General features: G+C 71.0%; 18 protein-coding genes. 10 read left to right on the forward strand and 8 right to left on the reverse strand.

The annotated features are described in order from the left end of the window. Positions 1–8: 8 nt before the first annotated feature. Positions 9–407 (reverse strand): nitroreductase/quinone reductase family protein, encoded by a 399-nt coding sequence (locus ACFY3J_RS11585; RefSeq protein ID WP_376605607.1) that lies wholly within the window; start codon positions 405–407, stop codon positions 9–11. Positions 408–420: 13 nt separating this feature from the next. Next, entirely contained in the window at positions 421–1,893 is a 1,473-nt protein-coding gene (locus tag ACFY3J_RS11590; RefSeq protein WP_384177810.1) for a CehA/McbA family metallohydrolase, read from the reverse strand. 322 nt (positions 1,894–2,215) lie between these two features. On the opposite strand from ACFY3J_RS11590, the gene ACFY3J_RS11595 reads away from it, so the two are divergent. After that, positions 2,216–4,801, forward strand: coding sequence for a bifunctional FO biosynthesis protein CofGH (locus ACFY3J_RS11595; RefSeq protein WP_384177812.1), 2,586 nt, complete (start codon positions 2,216–2,218; stop codon positions 4,799–4,801). A gap of 79 nt (positions 4,802–4,880) precedes the next feature. Further along, positions 4,881–5,447: a hypothetical protein gene (locus ACFY3J_RS11600; RefSeq protein ID WP_384177814.1), complete on the forward strand. Its 567-nt coding sequence runs from the start codon at positions 4,881–4,883 to the stop codon at positions 5,445–5,447. Here the strand turns inward: ACFY3J_RS11600 and ACFY3J_RS11605 are convergent. Then, the gene (locus ACFY3J_RS11605) at positions 5,440–5,634 is read right to left on the reverse strand and encodes a DUF397 domain-containing protein (RefSeq protein ID WP_384177816.1); all 195 of its coding nucleotides are present in this window, start codon (positions 5,632–5,634) and stop codon (positions 5,440–5,442) included. The two genes, ACFY3J_RS11600 and ACFY3J_RS11605, sit on opposite strands and share 8 nt — an antisense overlap. Continuing rightward, positions 5,631–6,443: a helix-turn-helix domain-containing protein gene (locus ACFY3J_RS11610; protein WP_384177819.1), complete on the reverse strand. Its 813-nt coding sequence runs from the start codon at positions 6,441–6,443 to the stop codon at positions 5,631–5,633. The genes ACFY3J_RS11605 and ACFY3J_RS11610 overlap by 4 nt, the downstream gene beginning before the upstream one ends. A gap of 113 nt (positions 6,444–6,556) precedes the next feature. Between ACFY3J_RS11610 and ACFY3J_RS11615 the strand changes: the two genes are divergently transcribed. From ACFY3J_RS11615 to ACFY3J_RS11640, 6 genes are all read left to right on the forward strand, one after another. After that, entirely contained in the window at positions 6,557–6,991 is a 435-nt protein-coding gene (locus ACFY3J_RS11615; protein ID WP_384177821.1) for an ATP-binding protein, read from the forward strand. Between the two features lie 225 nt (positions 6,992–7,216). Next, positions 7,217–8,011 (forward strand): helix-turn-helix domain-containing protein, encoded by a 795-nt coding sequence (locus ACFY3J_RS11620; RefSeq protein ID WP_384177823.1) that lies wholly within the window; start codon positions 7,217–7,219, stop codon positions 8,009–8,011. 12 nt (positions 8,012–8,023) lie between these two features. Then, positions 8,024–8,359, forward strand: coding sequence for a hypothetical protein (locus ACFY3J_RS11625; protein WP_384177825.1), 336 nt, complete (start codon positions 8,024–8,026; stop codon positions 8,357–8,359). 74 nt (positions 8,360–8,433) lie between these two features. Next, a complete protein-coding gene (locus ACFY3J_RS11630; protein ID WP_384177827.1) occupies positions 8,434–8,709 on the forward strand; it encodes a hypothetical protein in 276 nt (91 codons plus the stop codon). Then, positions 8,706–8,987 (forward strand): hypothetical protein, encoded by a 282-nt coding sequence (locus ACFY3J_RS11635; protein WP_384177829.1) that lies wholly within the window; start codon positions 8,706–8,708, stop codon positions 8,985–8,987. Before ACFY3J_RS11630 ends, ACFY3J_RS11635 begins: the two co-directional genes overlap by 4 nt. A gap of 127 nt (positions 8,988–9,114) precedes the next feature. Then, positions 9,115–10,236 carry an ADP-ribosylglycohydrolase family protein gene (locus tag ACFY3J_RS11640; protein ID WP_384177831.1) on the forward strand — a complete coding sequence of 374 codons (1,122 nt, stop codon included), beginning with the start codon at positions 9,115–9,117 and terminating at the stop codon, positions 10,234–10,236. A 19-nt stretch (positions 10,237–10,255) separates the two neighbouring features. Here ACFY3J_RS11640 and ACFY3J_RS11645 read toward each other — a convergent pair whose 3' ends face one another. From ACFY3J_RS11645 to ACFY3J_RS11660, 4 genes are all read right to left on the reverse strand, one after another. Continuing rightward, a complete protein-coding gene (locus ACFY3J_RS11645) occupies positions 10,256–11,821 on the reverse strand; it encodes a sodium:solute symporter family protein (RefSeq protein ID WP_384177833.1) in 1,566 nt (521 codons plus the stop codon). A gap of 234 nt (positions 11,822–12,055) precedes the next feature. Continuing rightward, a complete protein-coding gene (locus tag ACFY3J_RS11650) occupies positions 12,056–12,247 on the reverse strand; it encodes a DUF397 domain-containing protein (protein WP_384177835.1) in 192 nt (63 codons plus the stop codon). A gap of 182 nt (positions 12,248–12,429) precedes the next feature. Then, positions 12,430–13,287 (reverse strand): helix-turn-helix domain-containing protein, encoded by an 858-nt coding sequence (locus tag ACFY3J_RS11655; protein ID WP_390840785.1) that lies wholly within the window; start codon positions 13,285–13,287, stop codon positions 12,430–12,432. Positions 13,288–13,566: 279 nt separating this feature from the next. Next, positions 13,567–14,322, reverse strand: coding sequence for a GPP34 family phosphoprotein (locus tag ACFY3J_RS11660; protein WP_384177839.1), 756 nt, complete (start codon positions 14,320–14,322; stop codon positions 13,567–13,569). Between the two features lie 260 nt (positions 14,323–14,582). On the opposite strand from ACFY3J_RS11660, the gene ACFY3J_RS11665 reads away from it, so the two are divergent. Further along, complete coding sequence (locus ACFY3J_RS11665; RefSeq protein ID WP_390840786.1) at positions 14,583–17,267, forward strand: D-alanyl-D-alanine carboxypeptidase; 2,685 nt, start codon at positions 14,583–14,585, stop codon at positions 17,265–17,267. Positions 17,268–17,432: 165 nt separating this feature from the next. Continuing rightward, positions 17,433–19,319, forward strand: a complete 1,887-nt coding sequence (locus ACFY3J_RS11670; protein ID WP_384177844.1) for an MFS transporter — start codon at positions 17,433–17,435, stop codon at positions 19,317–19,319. Positions 19,320–19,466 lie beyond the last annotated feature (147 nt).

Here is a 19,466-nt window from a genome sequence, read left to right on the forward strand (position 1 = left end):
CGACCGCCTCAGCGTTCCCTCAGGTCCACCCGCACCGTCAGCAGATCCGTTCCCAGCGCCCGAACCGCCGTACTGTTCAGCCGGGGCAGGCCGCGCAGGCGGGCGACGGGGTCATCGTCGGGAAGGGGATACGCGGTGCCCTCGTACCAACGGCCACGGATGCGTACCCGGACCTCGGGGTCGGCACGAATGTTGCGGACGTACTGGGAGCGCTCCCCGAACTCCGAGACCAGCCAGAAGGAGTCGCCGACGCGGCGGCCGCCCACCGGTGTACGGCGGGGGAGGCCGGAGGTGCGGCCCGTGGTCTCCAGAACCGTCTGGAGCGGCAGTCGTCGCAGGACCGGGTTGGCGACGCGCCGCTGGAACGTCGTGACGGCCCGGCGCTTGATGTCGGCGTAGCGGGACATACGGACAAGTCTGTCACGCACGCCCCAGGAAGATCGGGTTCGTGAGCGCCGCCATCACGCCGGGCAGCGGGCCCACCGCCGTCTCGTGACGCACCTCCGCGCGCACATAGGCCGTGTACGCCGGGGTCGTACGCCACTCGACGACACCCGAGCCCGACACGGGGAACGGGTCGCCGGTGAGGAGCACCCCCTGGTCGGTCACGAGGCGGACCGAGCAGCGCGGCACACCGGAGGCCTCCAGGCGGACCGTCACCGGGGTGTCCGCGGCCACCCGCAGCCGCTCCCCGATGCCCGCCCGCTCACCCCCGGCCCCCGTCGCGGTGAAGGCGAGCGACACGTTCCTGGACTCGGCGACGTACGAGCGGCCCGCGCGGATGCCGTCCTGGATCGCCTCCCGGGTGAGGTCGTCGGCCAGGACGACCGTCTGGGGCAGGCCCACGGCGTCCGGCGGCCGGTGCGCGTCGCTGCTGCCCATCGCGGGCAGCCAGCGCCGGTCCTCCCGCGCCACCGCCACGAGCGTGGCGTCCCACGCGGCCACCGCCATCTCGTCGTCCGGCGTGAAGGGGCCGTTCCACACCTCCACCGCGTCCGCCTCGCCGAAGCCGAACTTCCAGGCGCAGCCGACACAGGTGGCGTGCGGATGGGCGGGCACGACCAGGCCGCCCGCGCGGCGGATCTCTCGGGCGAAGCGGCCGAAGCGGCCCTCCCGCGCCCGGTAGCGCCAGTCGACGAAGGTGCCGGGGTCGGTGCCGAGGGCCAGGACGTGGCCGTTCCTCGTCGTCACCTCCTCGCCCAGCATGATCAGCAGGTCGTCGCCCGCATGGTCCGCCCAGTGCGGGTGCGAGGCGTGCGTGTTGTGGTCCGAGCTGTTGATGAAGTCCAGCCCGGCCGCCCTGGCCCGCGCCGCGATCTCGGCGGGGGTGCGGCGGCCGTCGGAGTACCAGGAGTGCAGGTGGCAGTCCCCCCGGTACCAGGCCCGCCCCCGTCCCCTCGCCCACTGCGGCGGGTACACCGGCCGTACGGCCGTGCCCGGGGCGCCGTGCGTCAGGGTGACGTCGAGCGTGTACGACAGGCCCTGCGGCGCGACCGTGTAGGGCCCGAGCGCGATGTGCCAGACACCGGCGTCGACCGGCCCCGCGAGGTAGCCCGGTGTCGCGTCGTCCGCGCGGATGAAGAACTCCGTGCGCGCCCCGCCCGACCAGCCGCGAAAGCCCCGGCCGCCCGGTTCGGTGCCGTGCTGGTCGAAGATGCCGATGTCCAGCGCGTTGCCGGGGGTGCCGGCGGGAACGGCCGGCCTGTCGTAGGTGTACGAGACCTTGATCTCCCGCACCCCGGCCGGGACCTCGACGGGAACGTACACGTAGTCGGGGGCGCCCGGCGGCAGCGTGCCCCGGATCGTCCGGGTCTCCCGCCCGCCGTCCCCGTCCCCGGCGCCGCTCGCGAAGGTCACGCCTCCCAACCTAGTGCTGTGACCGGAAAGGTTCACCGGCTCGCGACGCCCGGCACGGCTCCCCCAAGCTCTTCGAGCAGGGGGACCCCCAGCCGCGTTGTCGCATCACCCGAGTACGTCCAGCACGCGGGTCATGCTCCGCCTTGCGATGCTCCCCCACTGCCTGAACGGCGTGGGAGGTGCCCCCAGCACCGGACGCTGCGAGCTTCCCGGCAAACCTTTCCGGTCACAGCACTGGGCGCCGCGGAGGCGGCCGTCACGACCTGAGTGCGCCGTCCGGGTCCACCGCCGGACCACCGGCGCCGCCGGCCGGTCCTTCCTTGATCGGCCCTGGTGACCGCGACCGTATGCTCGAAGGATGACGACTTCCGCGACCTCCGGAACCGGCCCCACCGAGACCTCCCTGCGTCGCGCCCTCAAACGCGCCAGGGACGGGGTCGCGCTCGACGTCACCGAGGCGGCGGTGCTGCTCCAGGCCCGGGGCGAGCACCTCCGGGACCTCGCCGCCTCCGCGGCCCGGGTGCGGGACGCCGGTCTCGAGGCCGCCGGCCGTCCCGGCGTCATCACCTACTCCAAGAGCGTCTTCATCCCGCTGACCCGGCTGTGCCGGGACAAGTGCCACTACTGCACGTTCGTCACCGTGCCCGGCAAGCTGCGCCGCGCCGGGCACGGGATGTTCATGTCCCCCGACGAGGTCCTCGACATCGCCCGCCGAGGAGCCGAACTCGGCTGCAAGGAAGCCCTGATCACCCTCGGCGACAAGCCGGAGGACCGCTGGCCGGAAGCGCGCGAGTGGCTCGACGCGCACGGCTACGACGACACCATCGCCTACGTACGGGCCGTCTCCATCCGCATCCTGGAGGAGACCGGCCTGCTGCCGCACCTCAACCCGGGCGTCATGACCTGGACGGACTTCCAGCGTCTCAAGCCCGTCGCCCCGTCGATGGGCATGATGCTGGAGACGACCGCGCGGCGGCTGTGGTCCGAGCCGGGCGGCCCGCACCACGGCTCCCCGGACAAGGAACCGGCCGTACGGCTGCGGGTGCTGGAGGACGCCGGCCGTTCCTCCGTCCCCTTCACCTCCGGCATCCTGATCGGCATCGGCGAGACCTACGAGGAGCGCGCGGAGTCCCTGTTCGCGCTGCGCAGGGTCGCCCGCGCCCACCACGGCCTCCAGGAACTGATCATCCAGAACTTCCGCGCCAAGCCGGACACGGCCATGCGCGGCATGCCCGACGCCGAACTCGACGAGCTGGTCGCCACGGTGGCCGTCGCCCGGCACATCATGGGCCCGTCCGCCTGCCTCCAGGCACCGCCCAACCTGGTGGACGCGGAGTACGAACGGCTCATCGGCGCCGGAATCGACGACTGGGGCGGCGTCTCCCCGCTCACCATCGACCACGTCAACCCCGAGCGCCCCTGGCCCCGGATCGAGCAACTCGCCGAGAAGGCGGCTGCGGCGGGCTTCGAACTGCGCGAACGGCTCTGCGTCTACCCGGAGTTCGTCACCCGCGGCGAGCCCTGGCTCGACCCGCGGCTGCTGCCGCACGTCCGCGCCCTGGCCGACCCCGAGACGGGCCTGGCCCGCCCGGACGCGGTGGCCGAGGGCCGCCCCTGGCAGGAGCCCGACGAGGCCTTCACCGCCACCGGCCGCACCGACCTGCACCGCACCATCGACACCGACGGCCGCACCGCCGACCGCCGCGGCGACTTCGACGAGGTGTACGGCGACTGGGGCGCCCTGCGCGAGGCGGCCGCCCCCGGCATGGCACCCGAGCGCGTCGACACGGACGTACGGCAGGCCCTGCGCACGGCCGCCGACGACCCGGCGAAGCTGACCGACGACGAGGCCCTGGCGCTGCTGCACGCGGACGGCCCGGCCCTGGACGCGCTCTGCCGGATCGCTGACGACGTCCGCAAGTCGGTGGTGGGCGAGGACGTCACGTACATCGTGACGCGGAACATCAACTTCACCAACGTCTGCTACACCGGCTGCCGTTTCTGCGCGTTCGCCCAGCGCCGCACGGACGCGGACGCCTACACCCTGTCCCTGGACCAGGTCGCCGACCGGGCCCAGCAGGCCTGGGACGTGGGCGCGGTGGAGGTCTGCATGCAGGGCGGCATCCACCCCGACCTGCCGGGCACGGCCTACTTCGACATCGCGCGGGCGGTGAAGGAACGCGTCCCCGGCATGCACGTGCACGCCTTCTCCCCGATGGAGGTCGTCAACGGCGCCACCCGCACCGGCATGTCCATCCGCGAGTGGCTGACCGAGGCCAGGGCGGCGGGCCTGGACAGCATCCCCGGGACGGCGGCGGAGATCCTCGACGACGAGGTCCGCTGGATCCTGACCAAGGGCAAGCTGCCCACGGCCACCTGGATCGAGGTCGTGACGACGGCCCACGAACTGGGCATCCGCTCCTCGTCGACGATGATGTACGGCCACGTGGACCAACCCCGCCACTGGCTCGGCCACTTGCGCACCCTGGCCCGCATCCAGCAGCGGACCGGCGGCTTCACGGAGTTCGTCACGCTCCCCTTCATCCACACCAACGCCCCGGTGTACCTGGCGGGCATCGCCAGGCCCGGCCCCTCCGTACGGGACAACCGGGCGGTGACGGCGATGGCGCGCCTCCTCCTGCACCCCTGGATCCCCAACATCCAGACCAGCTGGGTGAAGCTGGGCGAGGCGGGCGCCGCCGAAATGCTCCGCTCCGGCGCCAACGACCTCGGCGGCACGCTGATGGAGGAGACGATCTCCCGCATGGCCGGCTCCTCCTACGGCTCGTACAAGTCCGTCAAGGACCTGGTCGCGGTGGCGGAAGCGGCCGGACGCCCGGCGAAGCCGAGGACCACGCTCTACGGCGAGGTCCCGGAGGAACGGCGGCGGGCTGCGGCAGTGTCGGACGGCCACCTGCCGGACCTGCTGCCCGTCCTGGACTGAACCGAGGCAGACGCAGCTCACAGTACGATGATCCGACCCCCGTCGGAGGGGTCGAGTAGCACCGAGGAGATGCGTGCCCATGGCGGCCCGAATACCTTCGTGGGCCTGGGTCAGCGGCCTGACCGTGGGAGCGGTCGCGGCAGTGGCCGTACTGGCGGTGAAGGCCGACCAGGGCCCCCACCCCACGGCCGCGACGGCCCACCGACGACCCGCCCCCTCGGCAAGCGCCAGCCCCTCCGTCAAGCCCAAGCCCCCGGCCCCGCCGGCCGTCCCGGCCGACTCGGGCGTGGGCCGCCGGATCGTCTACGCCCTCGCCCAGAAGCGGGTGTGGCTGGTCGACGAGAGCGACAAACCCACCCTCACCTTCCCGGTGTGGCCGGGCACGGTGAGCCCCGACCCGGGCGCCTACGCGATCTCCCAGCGCGTTCCCGCGACGACCGGCTCGGACGGCGTGCAGATCGAGCACATCATGTACTTCGCGGGCAAGTCCGGCGTCTTCATCGCCTTCAGCAACGCCGTGGACGGCGCCTCACCCCCGCCGGCCGCCGCCGACGCCAAGACGGGCGGCATCCGCATGGGCAAGCCCGACGGCTCGGCCCTGTGGACCTTCGCGGAGAAGGGGACGAGGGTCGAGGTCGTCAAATAGCGACACCCTCGACGAACGCGCTCCAGGACGCGCCCCCGAACGCGAGCCGCGCACCGTCCCGGTCCTTGGAGTCACGGACGTGGACGGTGGTGGGGGAGGGTGCGGGGGCGGCTATGGCGACCTCGACACAATCGGGGCCGTCGTTGCTGCTGTAGCTGCTCTTGAACCAGTTGAGCGTGGTGGTCATGTCACTTCTCCCAGAATCTTCTCGATGAAGGACAGCGACTCCCGAGGCGAGAGGGCCTGGGCACGGATCATTCCATAGCGCATGTCGAGGATCTGGGCCTCTCTAGGGTCGCTGATCACCCGGCTGTGCAGCTGGGCCTCCCAGTGCCCCAGCGTCTTGCCGTCTCGGAGCTTCAGGAGCCGCAGCGGTCCCGCCATGCCCGCGTGGTCCTCACGGTCCGTGGGCATCACTTGGACCGAGACGTGCCGCAACTGCCCAATTTCCAGAAGACGTTCGAGCTGCTCTCGCAGAACCATTCTGCCGCCGATCGGCCGCCGCAGCGTCACCTCCTCCTGGACAAAGGTGATGAGTGGCCGGGGCACTCGCTCGAACACGGCCTTGCGGGCCATACGCGCGGCGACGTGGCGCTCGATCTCGTCCTCGGTGTACGCGGGACGACGCATCGCGTACAGCGCCTGGGCGTACGCCGGAGTCTGCAACAGACCGTGGATCTGCTGATTGTCGTACGCCCCCAACTCGACGGCCTCGCCCTCCAGCTTCGCCAAGTCCCGTACCTTCTTCGGGTACCGGGCCCGCTCCACATCCGCCTTCATCACGGACAGCTTCCCGCCCGCGCCGAGCACCTCGTCGGCCTTGTCGAGGAAGTCGGGCTTGGGGATGCGGCGTCCGCGTTCGACCGAGGAGACCATCTCGTCGCCGTACCCGATGGCGGCGCCGAGTTCGCCCTGCTTGAGCCCGGCGGCTTCGCGCCACATCTTGATCTGCCGGCCGACCGTCCTGAGTACGGCCTCGGCCTCTTCGTCCTCCATGTCATCCCCTCCCGACGTACGAGCCGGACGACTCCGCCGCGCGTTCGTACAGTCACGTTGCGTACCGCGATGATGGCTGTTCAGCCTAGGGACAGATGACGACTCTGGGTGACATGAGTAAGAAATTCCCCCTCCCGATCGCTGCTCCGTTGGCCCACTTCGCCGTGCAGCTCTCCGCGACGCGCAGAGGCGCGCGCCTGGCCCGCCTGCTGGCCGAACGCCAACTGGACGACTGGGGAGTGAGCTTGACGGACGCGGTGCAGATCGTGGCGGAGCTGGCGGCGAACGCGGCGTTCCATGGACGGGTCAGGGGACGGGACTTCCGGCTGGCGATGAGGCTGCACGGGGACGGCGTCCTGCGTATCGAGGTGACCGACGCGCGCGGCGACCGGCTCCCGAGGATCGCGGACCCGGTGGCGGCGGATGCGGAGTCGGGGCGTGGTCTGTTGCTCGTGGCCGCGCTCGCCGACCGCTGGGGCGTCAACGAGGCACCCGCCCACGGCAAGACGGTCTGGGCCGAACTCGCACCGCGTCGCGGCGATCGGTGACCCGGCGGCGCCCGACACCAAAGACCAAGGAACCGGGGAAAGAACCGAACCCGCCCCCACCGCCCCCGTCGATCACCCGGCGGAGTGAATATGCCCCACTCGGCTGGCGTGGCGAGGTGATCGTGGTGCAGCGTCTGTCCCACCAACCGCCCACATGCATCGGCCCTCGCCGGGACTGCCATCCCACTGCGAGGGCCTGATCACCGAGGAAGAAGACGCTTCCCGATGACTAGCAAGCACCCTAACGCGCCCGTACGCGCCAAGTCCGGCCATTCCGGCGGCGTCATCCATGCGAACGAACCCCACCACGAGAACTTCACGGTGGTCGGCAACCATCTGGCCCAGCACGCCGAGTTGTCCCTGACGGCGATCGGTCTCGCGGTGCACATCCAGTCGCTGCCGAAGGGCACCCCCATCGGCATCAAGACGCTGGCCGGGAAGTTCCCCGAGGGGGAGATCCGGATCGCCGCGGCCCTGCGGGAGCTGGAGGAACACGGCTACCTTTCACGCACCAAGGAGCGTCTTCAATCGGGCCGAGTGACGACCCGCACGACCTCGTACAACAAGCCGCGACGCGCCGAAGCCGCCCGGACCGCCGAGCCCGACCGCCCGGCCGCCCCGCCCAGGCCCCCCGCCGCCTCGGCCCCGCCCGCACCCCGCACGGCGAACGACCTGCTCGCCGGCCTCCGCGCCCACGACTCCCGCCTGCTCCTCACCGAACGGGACGTACACCGGCTGGTACCGGCGGTCTCCGAGTGGCTGGAGCGGGGCGTACCGCCCACGGCCGTGACGCGAACGCTCACGGCGGGCCTGCCCCAGGACCCGATCAAGCACCCGGCGGCGTTCCTGGCCCACCGCCTCGCCTCCCTCCTGCCGCCGCCCCTGCCCGCTGCCTCACCGACCCCCGCGACCGCCCTCCGCCCGGCCCCGCTCCAGACCTGCGACGGCTGTGAGAGAGCGTTCAGGTCCCCAGAACCAGGCCGCTGCAGAGACTGCCGCCCGTCCACAGCGGCCGCGTAGGGAGACCCGGAGATGAGCCGGATGACAAGCAGCCTGACGCCCATGCCCGAACCTGCTCCGGATGCTCTGCGGGCAGCGGTCGCGCGCATCGCCCCGAGCCGTATTCCTGCTCTCACCCAACACCTGTTCGAGGCAGCGACGAACGCTCAGCGCACACAGAGCCTCGCGCCGCTGAGGGCCTTCGTGCATTCCTGGGCGGTGTTTGTTGCCGTCGAACGGCACCCGCAGCGCGCTGCCCGGCTGCGAGAGCTGGAACGGATCGTGGGTATGGGAAAGCTGGACGCGGCGCCGGCCGTCGCCGAGATCCGCTCGATTTGGAAGACGGCCGAGACGGAGGCCGGTCTGTGACGGTGCTGTGCCTACTCGTGCGTCGCGGCGCAATACTGGGAGGCAGAGCGATGCCCTTTCAACAGGAGCGGACGATGAGCGCACAGCCCGAGCATGGCTGGGGAGCGATGCCCCTCCCGGAGATCCGCACTGTGGACGACCTGCGCAGTGCCCTTGGTCGCTACGGATTCCCGGGTGACCGGGAGCGGTTCGAGGAAGAGCTGGCGGCCGCCATAGGAGCTTCTCCGACCAACGACTTCGAAGGTGCCGCAGCTGTTGTCCGGGCCTACCGGCACCGGATCTTGATCAGGAACTCGCCCGAGGTCATGGCGGCTCTTGAGGACGCTCGAGCCGGAGGAAACGGCACGTGAAGGAAGTCCCGTTGGAGGAGGCTGAACTCGCCAGGAAGGCGTTCGGCAACCTGACGGAGGGGGAGCGGGAAGTCGTCCGGGAGGCGCTCGCGGCCATCGGCCGCGACCCGGGGGTAGGCCGCGAGATCCCCGGCTGGCGGCCTCCATCCGTGGAATACACGTACACGACACCTCTCGCCCGTGACTCGGCCGAGGCGATCACAGTCGTGTACACCCATACGCCGGGCATGGGGGTGACGGTCGTCTACTACTTCCGTGACCCACAGGTGGTCGACTGACTCTGACCCTTTCAGATCACTTTCACCACACCTCCCTCACCAGTCCATTCCCTGAACAGACCATTCCCGTTCGAATACAGTGCTGAACTGAGGGCCGTACGGACGGGTAACGGCGGGAGGTCTCAGCGTGGGTGCGACGTCCGGGGTCGTCTGGGGGCGTGGCGAGCAGCAGGACTTCCGGAGTCGGGTGCGGGGGACGTTGCTCGGGGTGGCCGTGGGGGATGCCCTCGGCGCGCCGGTGGACTCCCTGGCCCTCGGGGCGATCAGGGAGGCCCACGGACCCGAGGGGATCCGCGAACTCGTGCCCGCCCACGGCCGCCGCGGAGCCGTCACGCACTTCACGCAGCTCACCCTGTTCTCCCTCGACGGGCTCATCCGCGCGCACGTCCGCCGCGACACCGGGGCCTGGCATCCGCCCACCGATGTGCACCGCGCGTACCTGCGGTGGGCCGCCACCCAGCGGGACTGGGGGCCCGACGAGCGGCGCGAGGACGACGGCTGGCTGGCCCGCGAGGAGTGGCTGTACGCCCGGCGCAGCCCCAGCCGACCACTGCTGGTCGGGTTCGGGGACGACACCATGGGCACCCTGGAGGCGCCCAAGAACCCCGCCGAGGCCGGTCCGGAGGCGGTCGCCCGGTCGGCGCCCTTCGGGCTTCTCGTCGGCTGGGAGCCGCAGCTCGTCGTGCAGCTCGCCGTGGAGTGCGCGGCGCAGACCCACGGGCACCCCACCGCCTGCCTCGCCGCCGGCGCCTATGCCGTGATCGTGCACGCCCTCGCCCGCGGTGACGGTCTCGACGGCGCCGTGCAGAAGTCGCTGGCGCTGCTCGCCGCGCGCCCCGGCCACCAGCCGGTGTCGGACGCCCTCCAGCACGCGCTGGGCGCGGTACGGCAGGGCCTGCCGACCCCGGACCGGGTGGAGGAACTGGCGGGGGAGGGGACGGCGGCGGGGCTGCTCGCCGTGTCCGTGTACTGCGCGCTGGTGAGCGAGGACGTACGCCACGGGCTGTGCCTGGCGGTGAACCTCAGCGGGTCCTCCGGCGCGGCCGGTGCCCTCACCGGCGGGCTGCTCGGCGCCCTGCACGGAGAGACGGCCCTCCCGCCGGGCTGGCTGGCCGAGCTGGAGGGCCGTCCCACTCTGCTGGTCCTGGCGGACGACTTCGCGATGGAGATGACCCAGGGGCCCGCGCTGCACGGGCCCACCGGGTCCTCCCCGGGGTGGCTGGCACGCTATCCGCGCGGGGCCCGGTAGCCGAGCGGGCCGCGCGCCGCTACGGCTGCTTCCCCACCACGTCGTCGCTCGCGCCCGCCGGGGCCGGTACCGCGGCCGCCAGGTCGCCGTCCCCGTCCGTGTTGACCTTCTCGATGACCGCGAGCCGTTCCGGTGTGTCCTCCGGCTTGACGAATCCGATGCCGACGTAGAGGACCAGCGAGACCGCGAGCGGCACCGACACCTGGTACTGCAACGGCACGCCGCCGTCGACGTTCCAGTTGATCGGGTAGTTCACCAGCCAGAAGGCCAGCAGCCCGGCCGCCCAGCTGGTGAGCGCCGCGGTCGGACCGGAGCGGCGGAACGGGCGGAGCAGACCCAGCATCATCGGGATGGCGATCGGTCCCATGAGACCGGCGACCCACTTGATGACGACGGTGATGATGTCCTTGAACGTCGGCGAGTTGACCTGGGTGGCCACCGCCATGGACAGCGCGAGGAAGACCACCGTCGTCAGCCGGGCGGCGACCAGCCCGCTGCGCTGGTTCCAGGCCCGTGCCCGTGCGGAGACGACGGGCGCGATGTCCCGGGTGAAGACGGCCGCGATGGCGTTGGCGTCGGAGGAGCACATGGCCATCGTGTGCGAGAAGAAGCCGACGATCACCAGGCCCAGCAGGCCGTGCGGCAGCAACTGCTCGGTCATCAGGGCGTAGGAGTCGGAGCCGTCCGGCTTCTGCGCGTGGACCAGCAGCGGCGACATCCACATCGGGAAGAACAGGACGAGCGGCCAGACCAGCCACAGGACGGCGGAGAGCCGCGCGGAGCGGGTGGCCTCACGGGCGGACGCGGTGGCCATGTACCGCTGCGCCTGGTTGAGCATCCCGCCGTTGTACTCGAACAGCTTGATGAAGAGGAACGCGAGCAGGAACACCGTCCCGTACGGGCCGACCAGCGGCTTGGCGTGGCCGTGCAGCGCCGGTTCGTCCCAGACGCCGAAGAAGCCGCCGTGCGGGCCGAGTTCGGCGACCACGGCCACGAACATGGTGATGCCGGCCAGGAGCTGGATGACGAACTGGCCCAGTTCTGTGAGGGCGTCGGCCCACAGACCGCCGATGGTGCAGTACACGGCGGTGATCACGCCGGTGATCAGGATGCCGTGGTTGAGGGACATGCCTGTGAACACGGACAGCAGGGTGGCGATGGCGGCCCACTTGGAGGCCACGTCCACGACCTTCAGCAGCATCCCGGACCAGGCGAGGGCCTGCTGGGTGGGAAGGTTGTAGCGGTTCTTCAGGTATTCGAGCGGTGAGGCGACGTGCAGCCGGGACCGCAGCCGGTTGATCCGCGGGGCGAACAGCCGCGACCCGATGGCGATGCCGAGCGCGATGGGGAAGGACCAGGTGACGAAGGACGTGACACCGTAGGTGTAGGCGATGCCCGCGTACCCGGTGAACATCACCGCGCTGTAGCCCGACATGTGGTGCGAGATGCCCGACAGCCACCAGGGCATCTTGCCGCCCGCGGTGAAGAAGTCGCTGACGTCGTCGACGTGCCGGTGGGACCAGACGCCGATGGCCACCATGACACCGAAGTAGCCGATGAGTACGGCCCAGTCGAGACTGTTCATGGGTTCATGGGCTCCTTTCCAGGCTCATCGTGAGTCGGTGGCGTGAGCACGACAAGGAAGCGTCAGGTCAAGAGCAGGCAAAGATGTTCCACTTACTGGCCGTAGTTCACGTACATGAAAGCGGATCGGATGGGTCCGGGCACAAGCGGAGCCCCCTCGGCAAGGACGGCGAACTCGTCGAGAGGGCTCATCAATTGGCGCTTGTTGCGGTTGTCGTGCAGTGGTGTCGTCTTCTCAAGCCTTGATTGACGTCACGAAGGCGTTCCACGTGTCGGCGCGGAAGCCGAGCACCGGGCCCGTGGGGACCTTGGAGTCCCGGACCGCCATGGCCGCGACCACCGGTGACTTGACTTCGACGCACGCGCCGTTGCCCGTGGAGTACGAGGACTTGGTCCACGTCTCCGTGACGCCCTGACGAATTGCCATTTCTGCTCCGGATTGCGAGTGGAGTGGTTTGCGCCAACGTTGTGATCGATGGCGTGATCGACGCTACCCGCCGCGCTCCAAGTCCGAAGCGACGATTCATCCTTACGGATGGCATATTCCAACGGAGTCTTCCGCCTTGGCTTGGCAAAGGTGTACGGTGCGGCACCTTCAAGCCGCGGCGCTCAGTGTGCGTGCTCCTTGGCGATATTCGCGATGAACTGACGTGACTGCTCCACGTTCAGGGCCTGCGCCCGCAGATGTTCGTACATCACGCTGTACTTCTGGACGTCGTTCGCCTTCTCCAGATACAGGTCGCTGGTGACGCCCTCGATGTAGACGACGCTGGAGTCCGCCGTGTCCGGGAACTCGAGGATCGCGTACTGGCCGTTGAGGCCCGGGTGCGCGCCCATGTCGAAGGGGATGACCTGCACGGTCACGTGCGGCATTTGGGACTGCTCGACCAGGTGCTCCAACTGCTCCCGCATCAGGGCGGGGCTGCCGACGACCCGGCGCAGGGCGGCCTCGTCCAGGACCGTCCACAGCCGCAACGGGTTGTCGGCGGCGGAGATTCGTTCCTGCCGGCGCATCCTGACCTGCACCCGCTTCTCGATGTCGGCGGGCGCCGTCTCCGGCAGGGCACCGGAGATCAGCGCCTCCGCGTACTGGCGGGTCTGAAGCAGCCCCGGAACGACCTGGGGGTCGTAGATCCGCAGGCTCGCCGCGTCCGTCTCCAGGCCGATGTAGACGCTGTAGGGGATGTCGCCGAAGGAGTGCCACCAGCCCTGCTGGCGCGAGTCCTTGGCCATCTGCATCAGCGAGTCGACGATCCGGTGGTCCTCCACCTCGTAGACCCCGCACAGATCGCGCACGTCGCGCTGGCTGATGCTGCGCCGGCCGTTCTCCAGGCGGCTGATCTTCGACTGCGACACCAGCAGCCGCTCGGCCACCTCCTCGGCCGTCATGCCCTTGAGTTCGCGCAGCCTGCGCAACTCCTGGCCCAGCCGGCGCCGCCTGACAGTGGGATTGACATTGGACGCCACGGGACGTGCACCTCCGGCCGCATGCCTCTACTTTGCGTATCTGCTGCTGAGCAGACTGCCACCAAGGTGCTTACTACCGCTGGGAAACGCCGGATATGCAGCGGGTACACGCCAGTTCGGGCACGTGATCCGTTCCGGAACAAGGCCGAATGGGCGGCGGGACGCGTACGAGGTGTACGTTCCCGCCGCCCGATCCTGCGGCTCCCGGACCGTCGCTCCGGGGCTGGGGACTGTGGTGCGGCGTTGTTCTGTACGGTGCGGCGTTCCGAACGGTTCGGCTCAGTGGGCCACGGCACGGGCCATGGAGCCGTGGCGTGGCTGCATCGGCACGCCGCGAGCGGGTTCCGCCGCGGGCCTGGTGCCCGCCCCGCTCTGGCGGCCGGCCGAGGCCGCGCTGCGGCGTGGTTGCGCCGCCACGCCGTTCTGGACGTCCATCACGGCGTGCGCCACGAGGCCGCCCATGGGGTCGTGCCGGATCAGGTCCCTGAGCCGGGACCGTGACGACCGCCCCTCGTTGCCGGGGTACAGGTGCTTGCCGAGGCCGACCGCGTGCGCCAGCGCGGCGAGCGCCGCCGTCCTCGGGTCCGGCGGTACGCCGGTGCGGATCGCCGAGTCCAGCCGGGCCCTGATCTCCCGGCTGATGGCGGTGTCCGTCGCCTGGTAGCGAGTCGTCGGCAGCACCCCGCACATCTGGCCGGCCACGGCGTGCACCATGCCGCACCGCTCCAGATGCGAGAGGTAGGTCTGGCGGAGCCCGAGACGCGGCCCGCCGATCCAGTGGACGGCCCGTACCGGAGCGCCGCGCCTTCGCAGCAACTCCAACGCGCAGTCCAGAGTTGGATCTCCTGTCGGCCGTGGCACCACCACGGCGATACGATCCCCGTCTGGGGCTATCCGTCCGGCCAGCGCCAGCTCCACTAGCTGTGCTCCGGCCAGACCGAGGTCGAGCGACTGCGGCTGCGCAGTGGTACCCGTGGCCGGGTCCAGTGCCAGCAGCAGAAGCTCCTCCGGAAGTGTTCTGCGGCTCCTGCCCATCCATGCCTCCCCGCGTGGATGAATGACAGGGTGACCCCTCTCACATTGGTCTGTCGAGGGTGCGTGACCGGTTCGTAAGGGAACCGGTAGGTATGTCGTTCTCGTCTACCGCATGGGTTTGGTCCGTACACAGGACACTGGTACATGGTTCGGACAGCGGTACGGCCAAGGGTTCGGCTGCGTCGTCCGGGTGGCGGTTCAGATCGTGATTCACGGTTCGGTAGCGGCACGTTGGGCGTGCGGCACATGAGGAGGCATCGGTGGCGGGCGAGTCCCCCGACAGGTCGAAGCAGCGCGAGTCGTCGGCACGGAAGACGTCGGGGAGCGCGGGTCCGGTTCCCGAGTCCAGGAACGAGGCCCGCGACCCGCGGCTCGCGCTGACGGGGGAGTCCGGGGAGTCGGCGGAGTCCCGTGAACCGGGCCCGGCCGGTGGCTCCGAGGGGCGCGGCGGGGTCGATACGGCCACTCGGGTGCTTTCGACGCGGGACGTGAAGACGGCGGCGAAGACCGACGCCGCCGACGACACCGACGCCGCCGACGACGCGGACGACAGCGCGAGCGCTGCCGCGGAGGCCGCCGCCGACGGTGGCGGGGCCGGCGCGTCGGGTGACGCGCGCCTGCGTGCGGCGGTGGCCGCGTGGGTGGACTCCGGGGACGACGACGAGCGCGCGGACACCGGGAACGCCTCCGGCGGCGGGACGGGCGCGAAGGACGCGGGGGCCGCGTCCGGGAGCGAGGTCGACACCGAGGCCGACGCTGAGGCCTCAAAGGACGCCTCTGAGGGGGAGGTTCCCGCGAGCGGGAAGGCCCGGCCCGAGTCCGGGACCGCCGACGAGGCCGCGGTCGCTTCCGACCCGCAGGACGCCGAGGGCGAGGACGCCGACGACGCCGAGCCTACGAAGGCCGGGGTCGCGCCGGAGGCCGACGCCGAGGCGCCCGAGGACACCGCGCGTGGGAAGGCCGGGGCTGAGCGCGAGGCCGCCGCCGACGCTGCGGTGGGCGCTTCCGAGGCGGAGGCCGCGGAGGATGCGGAGGACGCCGACAGCGCCGGACGTGGGAAGGCCGGGGTCGCGCCGGAGGCCGATGCCGAGGGGCCCGAGGACGCCGCGGTCGCTTCCGACGCGGAGGCCGCCGACGAGGCCGACGAGGCCAAGCGGTCCAAGGCCGAGGCCGCGCCTGAGGCTGCCGAGCGTACGAAGGGCGGCGTTGAGCCCGAGGCTGACGCCGAGGGGCCCGACGGCGCCGACGGCGCCGAGCGCGACGGCCACGGCAAGGGCTCCGGCGACGGCAAGCGTGCCGAAGCCGATGAGGCCGCGGAGGACGACGACCCCGAAGCCGGTGACGGCGGCTCGGAGGCGGTGGCCCCGGACGAGAAGCCGCCCGTGGACCAGCCCACCACCATGCTGAAGATCGGCGGCGCCGCCAAGCCCCAGGTCGACCAGCCCACGACCATGCTCAAGCTGGGCGGCGACAAGAAGCGGGCGCCCGAGTCCGAAGCGGAGCGGACCAGCAAGTTCGTCGCGCTCAAGCCGCTCGACCCCCAGCAGCCCCGCAAGCCGCGGCCCGCGCAGCCGGAAACGTCCACGTCCAAGCCCGTACCCGCGGACGCCACGGCCGCCGTTCCGCAGGTCGGTCCCGAGCGCACCACCCAGCAGCCGCTGCCCCCCAAGCCGCCGCTGGACCTGCTGGCCGAGCTGACGAACACTCCGCCGCCCCCGGAGACCCCGCTGCGCACCACGGTGCGCCGCGTCAAGATCTGGACTCCGCTGGTCGTCCTCCTGCTGATCGTCTTTGCGGTCGTGCAGGCCGTGCGCCCGCTGCCCGATCCCACCTTCGCGCTGACCGCCGAGGACACCTACACCTTCCAAGGCGACCAGGTGAAGCTGCCGTGGCCCGACGAGGGCCAGGGCTGGATGGGCGTGGACGGCGTCGGCACGATGGACCACTTCGGCGAGCAGAAGCCGGTCGCCATCGGCTCGGTCGCCAAGACCATGACCGCGTACATCATCCTGCGCGACCACCCGCTGAAGGCCGGCGAGGAAGGCCCGAAGATCGAGATCGACCCGACGGCGGAGAAGGAGGGCGGGTACGACAAGGCCGGCGAGTCCACGCTCAACACCATGAAGGCCGGCGACTCCCTCACCGAGAAGCAGGCCCTGTCCGCGGTCATGATCCCCTCCGCGAACAACATCGCGCGCCTGCTGGCCCGCTGGGACGCCGGCTCCGAGACGGAGTTCGTCAAGAAGATGAACGCCACCGCCAAGGAACTCGGCATGGCGAACACGACGTACACCGACCCCTCGGGTCTGAAGGAGACCACCGTCTCCACCGCCGAGGACCAGGTGAAGCTCGGCAACGCGGCCATGAAGATGCCGGCCATGGTGGCCATCACCAGCGCGGCCAGCTGGACGGATCCGACCGGGAAGTACTGGAACAACTACAACGAGTTGCCCTTCGCCATCGGCGCGATCGGCATCAAGACCGGCTCCACCACCGCGGCCGGCGGCAACCTGCTCTTCGCCGCCAACAAGCAGGTCGGCGGCCGGACGGTGACGATCGTCGGCGCGATCCTCGGCCAGCACAAGGGCCCGTCGATCCTCGACACGGTCAACGCGGTCAGCAAGACCGCGCTGCTCGCCGCGAAGGACGTGCCGACCTCGGCGAAGATCCTGAAGAAGGGCGATGTCGTCGGGTACGTCGACGACCAGCTCGGCGGCCACACTCCGGTCGTCGTCACCAAGGACGTCACCGCGGTCGGCTGGGCCGGCCTGCGACTGAAGCTGTCCCTCTCCACGGACGCACTGCCGCACATCGCGAAGGCCGGCACGGAGGTGGGCCTGCTCACCGTCGGTGACGGTGGGGACGGTGCCGTACAGGTGCCCGTGGCCCTCCAGGACGATCTCGCCGAGCCGGGCTTCCCGGCCAAGCTGACGCGCCTCGGCTGACCCCCGCACCACCCGGCGGCCGTCGCCGCCCCCGCGCACCCCGTCGGGCAGCCCCACCCGGGAGCTGACCCGGCGGGGTGCGTGCTAGCGTCACGAATCGGGCACGTCGCCGGTCGTGGGACGCGGCGGCGAACAGAGAAAACAGGACACGGGGAGTGCCTTCAGGTGGCCACAGCGGATCCGACACGCGCCGACGACGCCGATCCGGGCCCGGGGAACGGTTCGCGAACAGGAGCGTCCAGGACTGACACGGACGGTGACCGCGGGCGGCCGGGTGGCCCGGTGGGCGACCCTGTGGAGGATCGGGACGGTGAACGGTCCCGCGCCCGGTCGGCGGTCATGGCGGTACGGGAGCGGATGCTGCGGCACCCGGTCCTGTCCGTCACGGTCCTGGCCGGTCTGCTGCACATCGTCTGGTTCTTCACGTTCGCCAACAGCGGCGGCGACCTCGCGGCGCAGGACGCCTGGGCCGAGTTCGTCGGCCGGCACCCCGACTCGGCGTACAACCTCGCCTGGTACGGCGGCATGCACCCGGTGTCGTACAGCGTCGTGTCGCCGTATCTGATGTCCCTCCTCGGCGTCCGTACGACCATGATGATCGCGGGCACGGTCTCGGCGGGCCTGCTGACGCTGGTCCTCATCCGCAGCCGCTCGGTCAGGAACCCGTTGTGGCCCGCGCTGATGGGCGTGTTCGGGCTGCTGTGCAACGCGCTGTCGGGCCGGGTGACCTTCGGGCTGGGCACGATGTTCGCGCTGGGCGCGGTCGCGGCCGTGTTCTGCTGGCCGCACCGCTGGCGCTTCAAACGCTGGGCGAAGGCGCTGGTCGCGGCCCCGCTGGCCGCGCTCGCCACCATGTCCTCGCCGGTGGCGGGCCTGTTCGTGGGCCTGGTCGCGGTCGCGCTGTTCCTCCAGAAGCGGCGCCCGGGGGCGTGGGCACTGGGCCTCGCCCCGGCCGCGGTGGTGGCCGCGTCGGCCTGGCTGTTCCCGTTCTCCGGCACCCAGCCGATGGCGTTCGCCTCGGTGATCCTGCCCCTGATCTACGCCGTGTTCGCCGTCGTCCTCGTCCCCCGGGAGTGGAAGACGGTCCGGATCACGTCCGCGGTGTACGGCCTGGCGGTGGTCCTGGTCTGGCTGATCAGCTCCCAGATCGGCTCCAACATCACCCGGCTGGCCATGCTGTTCGGCGGGGTGGTCCTGGTGGCGGCGCTGCCGTTCGCGGTCCCGCGCTCGCGCACCTGGTACACGATCGTGCTGGCCGTCGTCGGCTTCGTCGGCTGGATAGGGTTCAAGTCGGTCGACGACATCGTCAACACCACCCCCGCCGCCTCCTGGGCGCGCGAGCTGGCCCCCCTGGTCAACCAGTTGCAGCGGGTCGGCGCGGAGAGGGGCCGCGTCGAGGTGGTCCCCGCCCGCTCCCACCGCGAGGCCTCCGCGCTGGCGCCCTACGTCAACCTGGCCCGCGGCTGGAACCGGCAGGCCGACATGCAGCGCAACCCGCTCTTCTACGACAACACGCTCAACTCGGCGAACTACCACGACTGGTTGCAGCGGTGGGCGGTGCACTACGTGGTGCTGCCCAAGGGCGACGTCGACGGCAACGGCGGCGAGCGCGAGCGCGCGCTGGTGCAGGAGGGCATGCCGTACCTCAAGCAGGTCTGGGGCGACGCCAACTGGCAGCTGTTCAAGGTCACCGACCCGGCGTCGCTCGCCGAGCCGGACGCGGTCGTCGAACGCGCCGAACAGGGCGAGATGACCCTCCAGGTGCGCAGGGCTGGCCGCGTCCTCATCCGCATCCCGTACTCGCCCTGGCTGAGCCTCGTCGACGAGCAGGGAAAGAGCCTCAAGCCGCCCCAGGAGACCGACGCCTCCAAGCACCGCGCCGAGGGCGAACCGAAGACGTACGACAACGTCAACGGCTGCCTCATGGAGACGGAGCAGGACGCCGAGGGCGACAAGTGGACCGTGCTGGTCGCGCCGAAGGCGGGCACGTACCGCGTGGCGGCCCCGTACCAGCTGCCGCGGGGCACTCCGTGCCCGGACGAGTTGAAGTGATTGCTGCCGGGTGCGGGGGTGGGGGGGGGGGGGGGGCGCGCCCCCCCCCCCCCCCCCCCCGCCCCCCCCGGGGGCCCCCCCCCGGGCCCGCGGGCGGGGGGGGGGGCCCGCCGGGGCGCAGCGTCTCGCCACGCCCCCCCCCATCGG

This window comes from Streptomyces sp. NPDC001231, assembly GCF_042896885.1.
Lineage (GTDB): Bacteria > Actinomycetota > Actinomycetes > Streptomycetales > Streptomycetaceae > Streptomyces.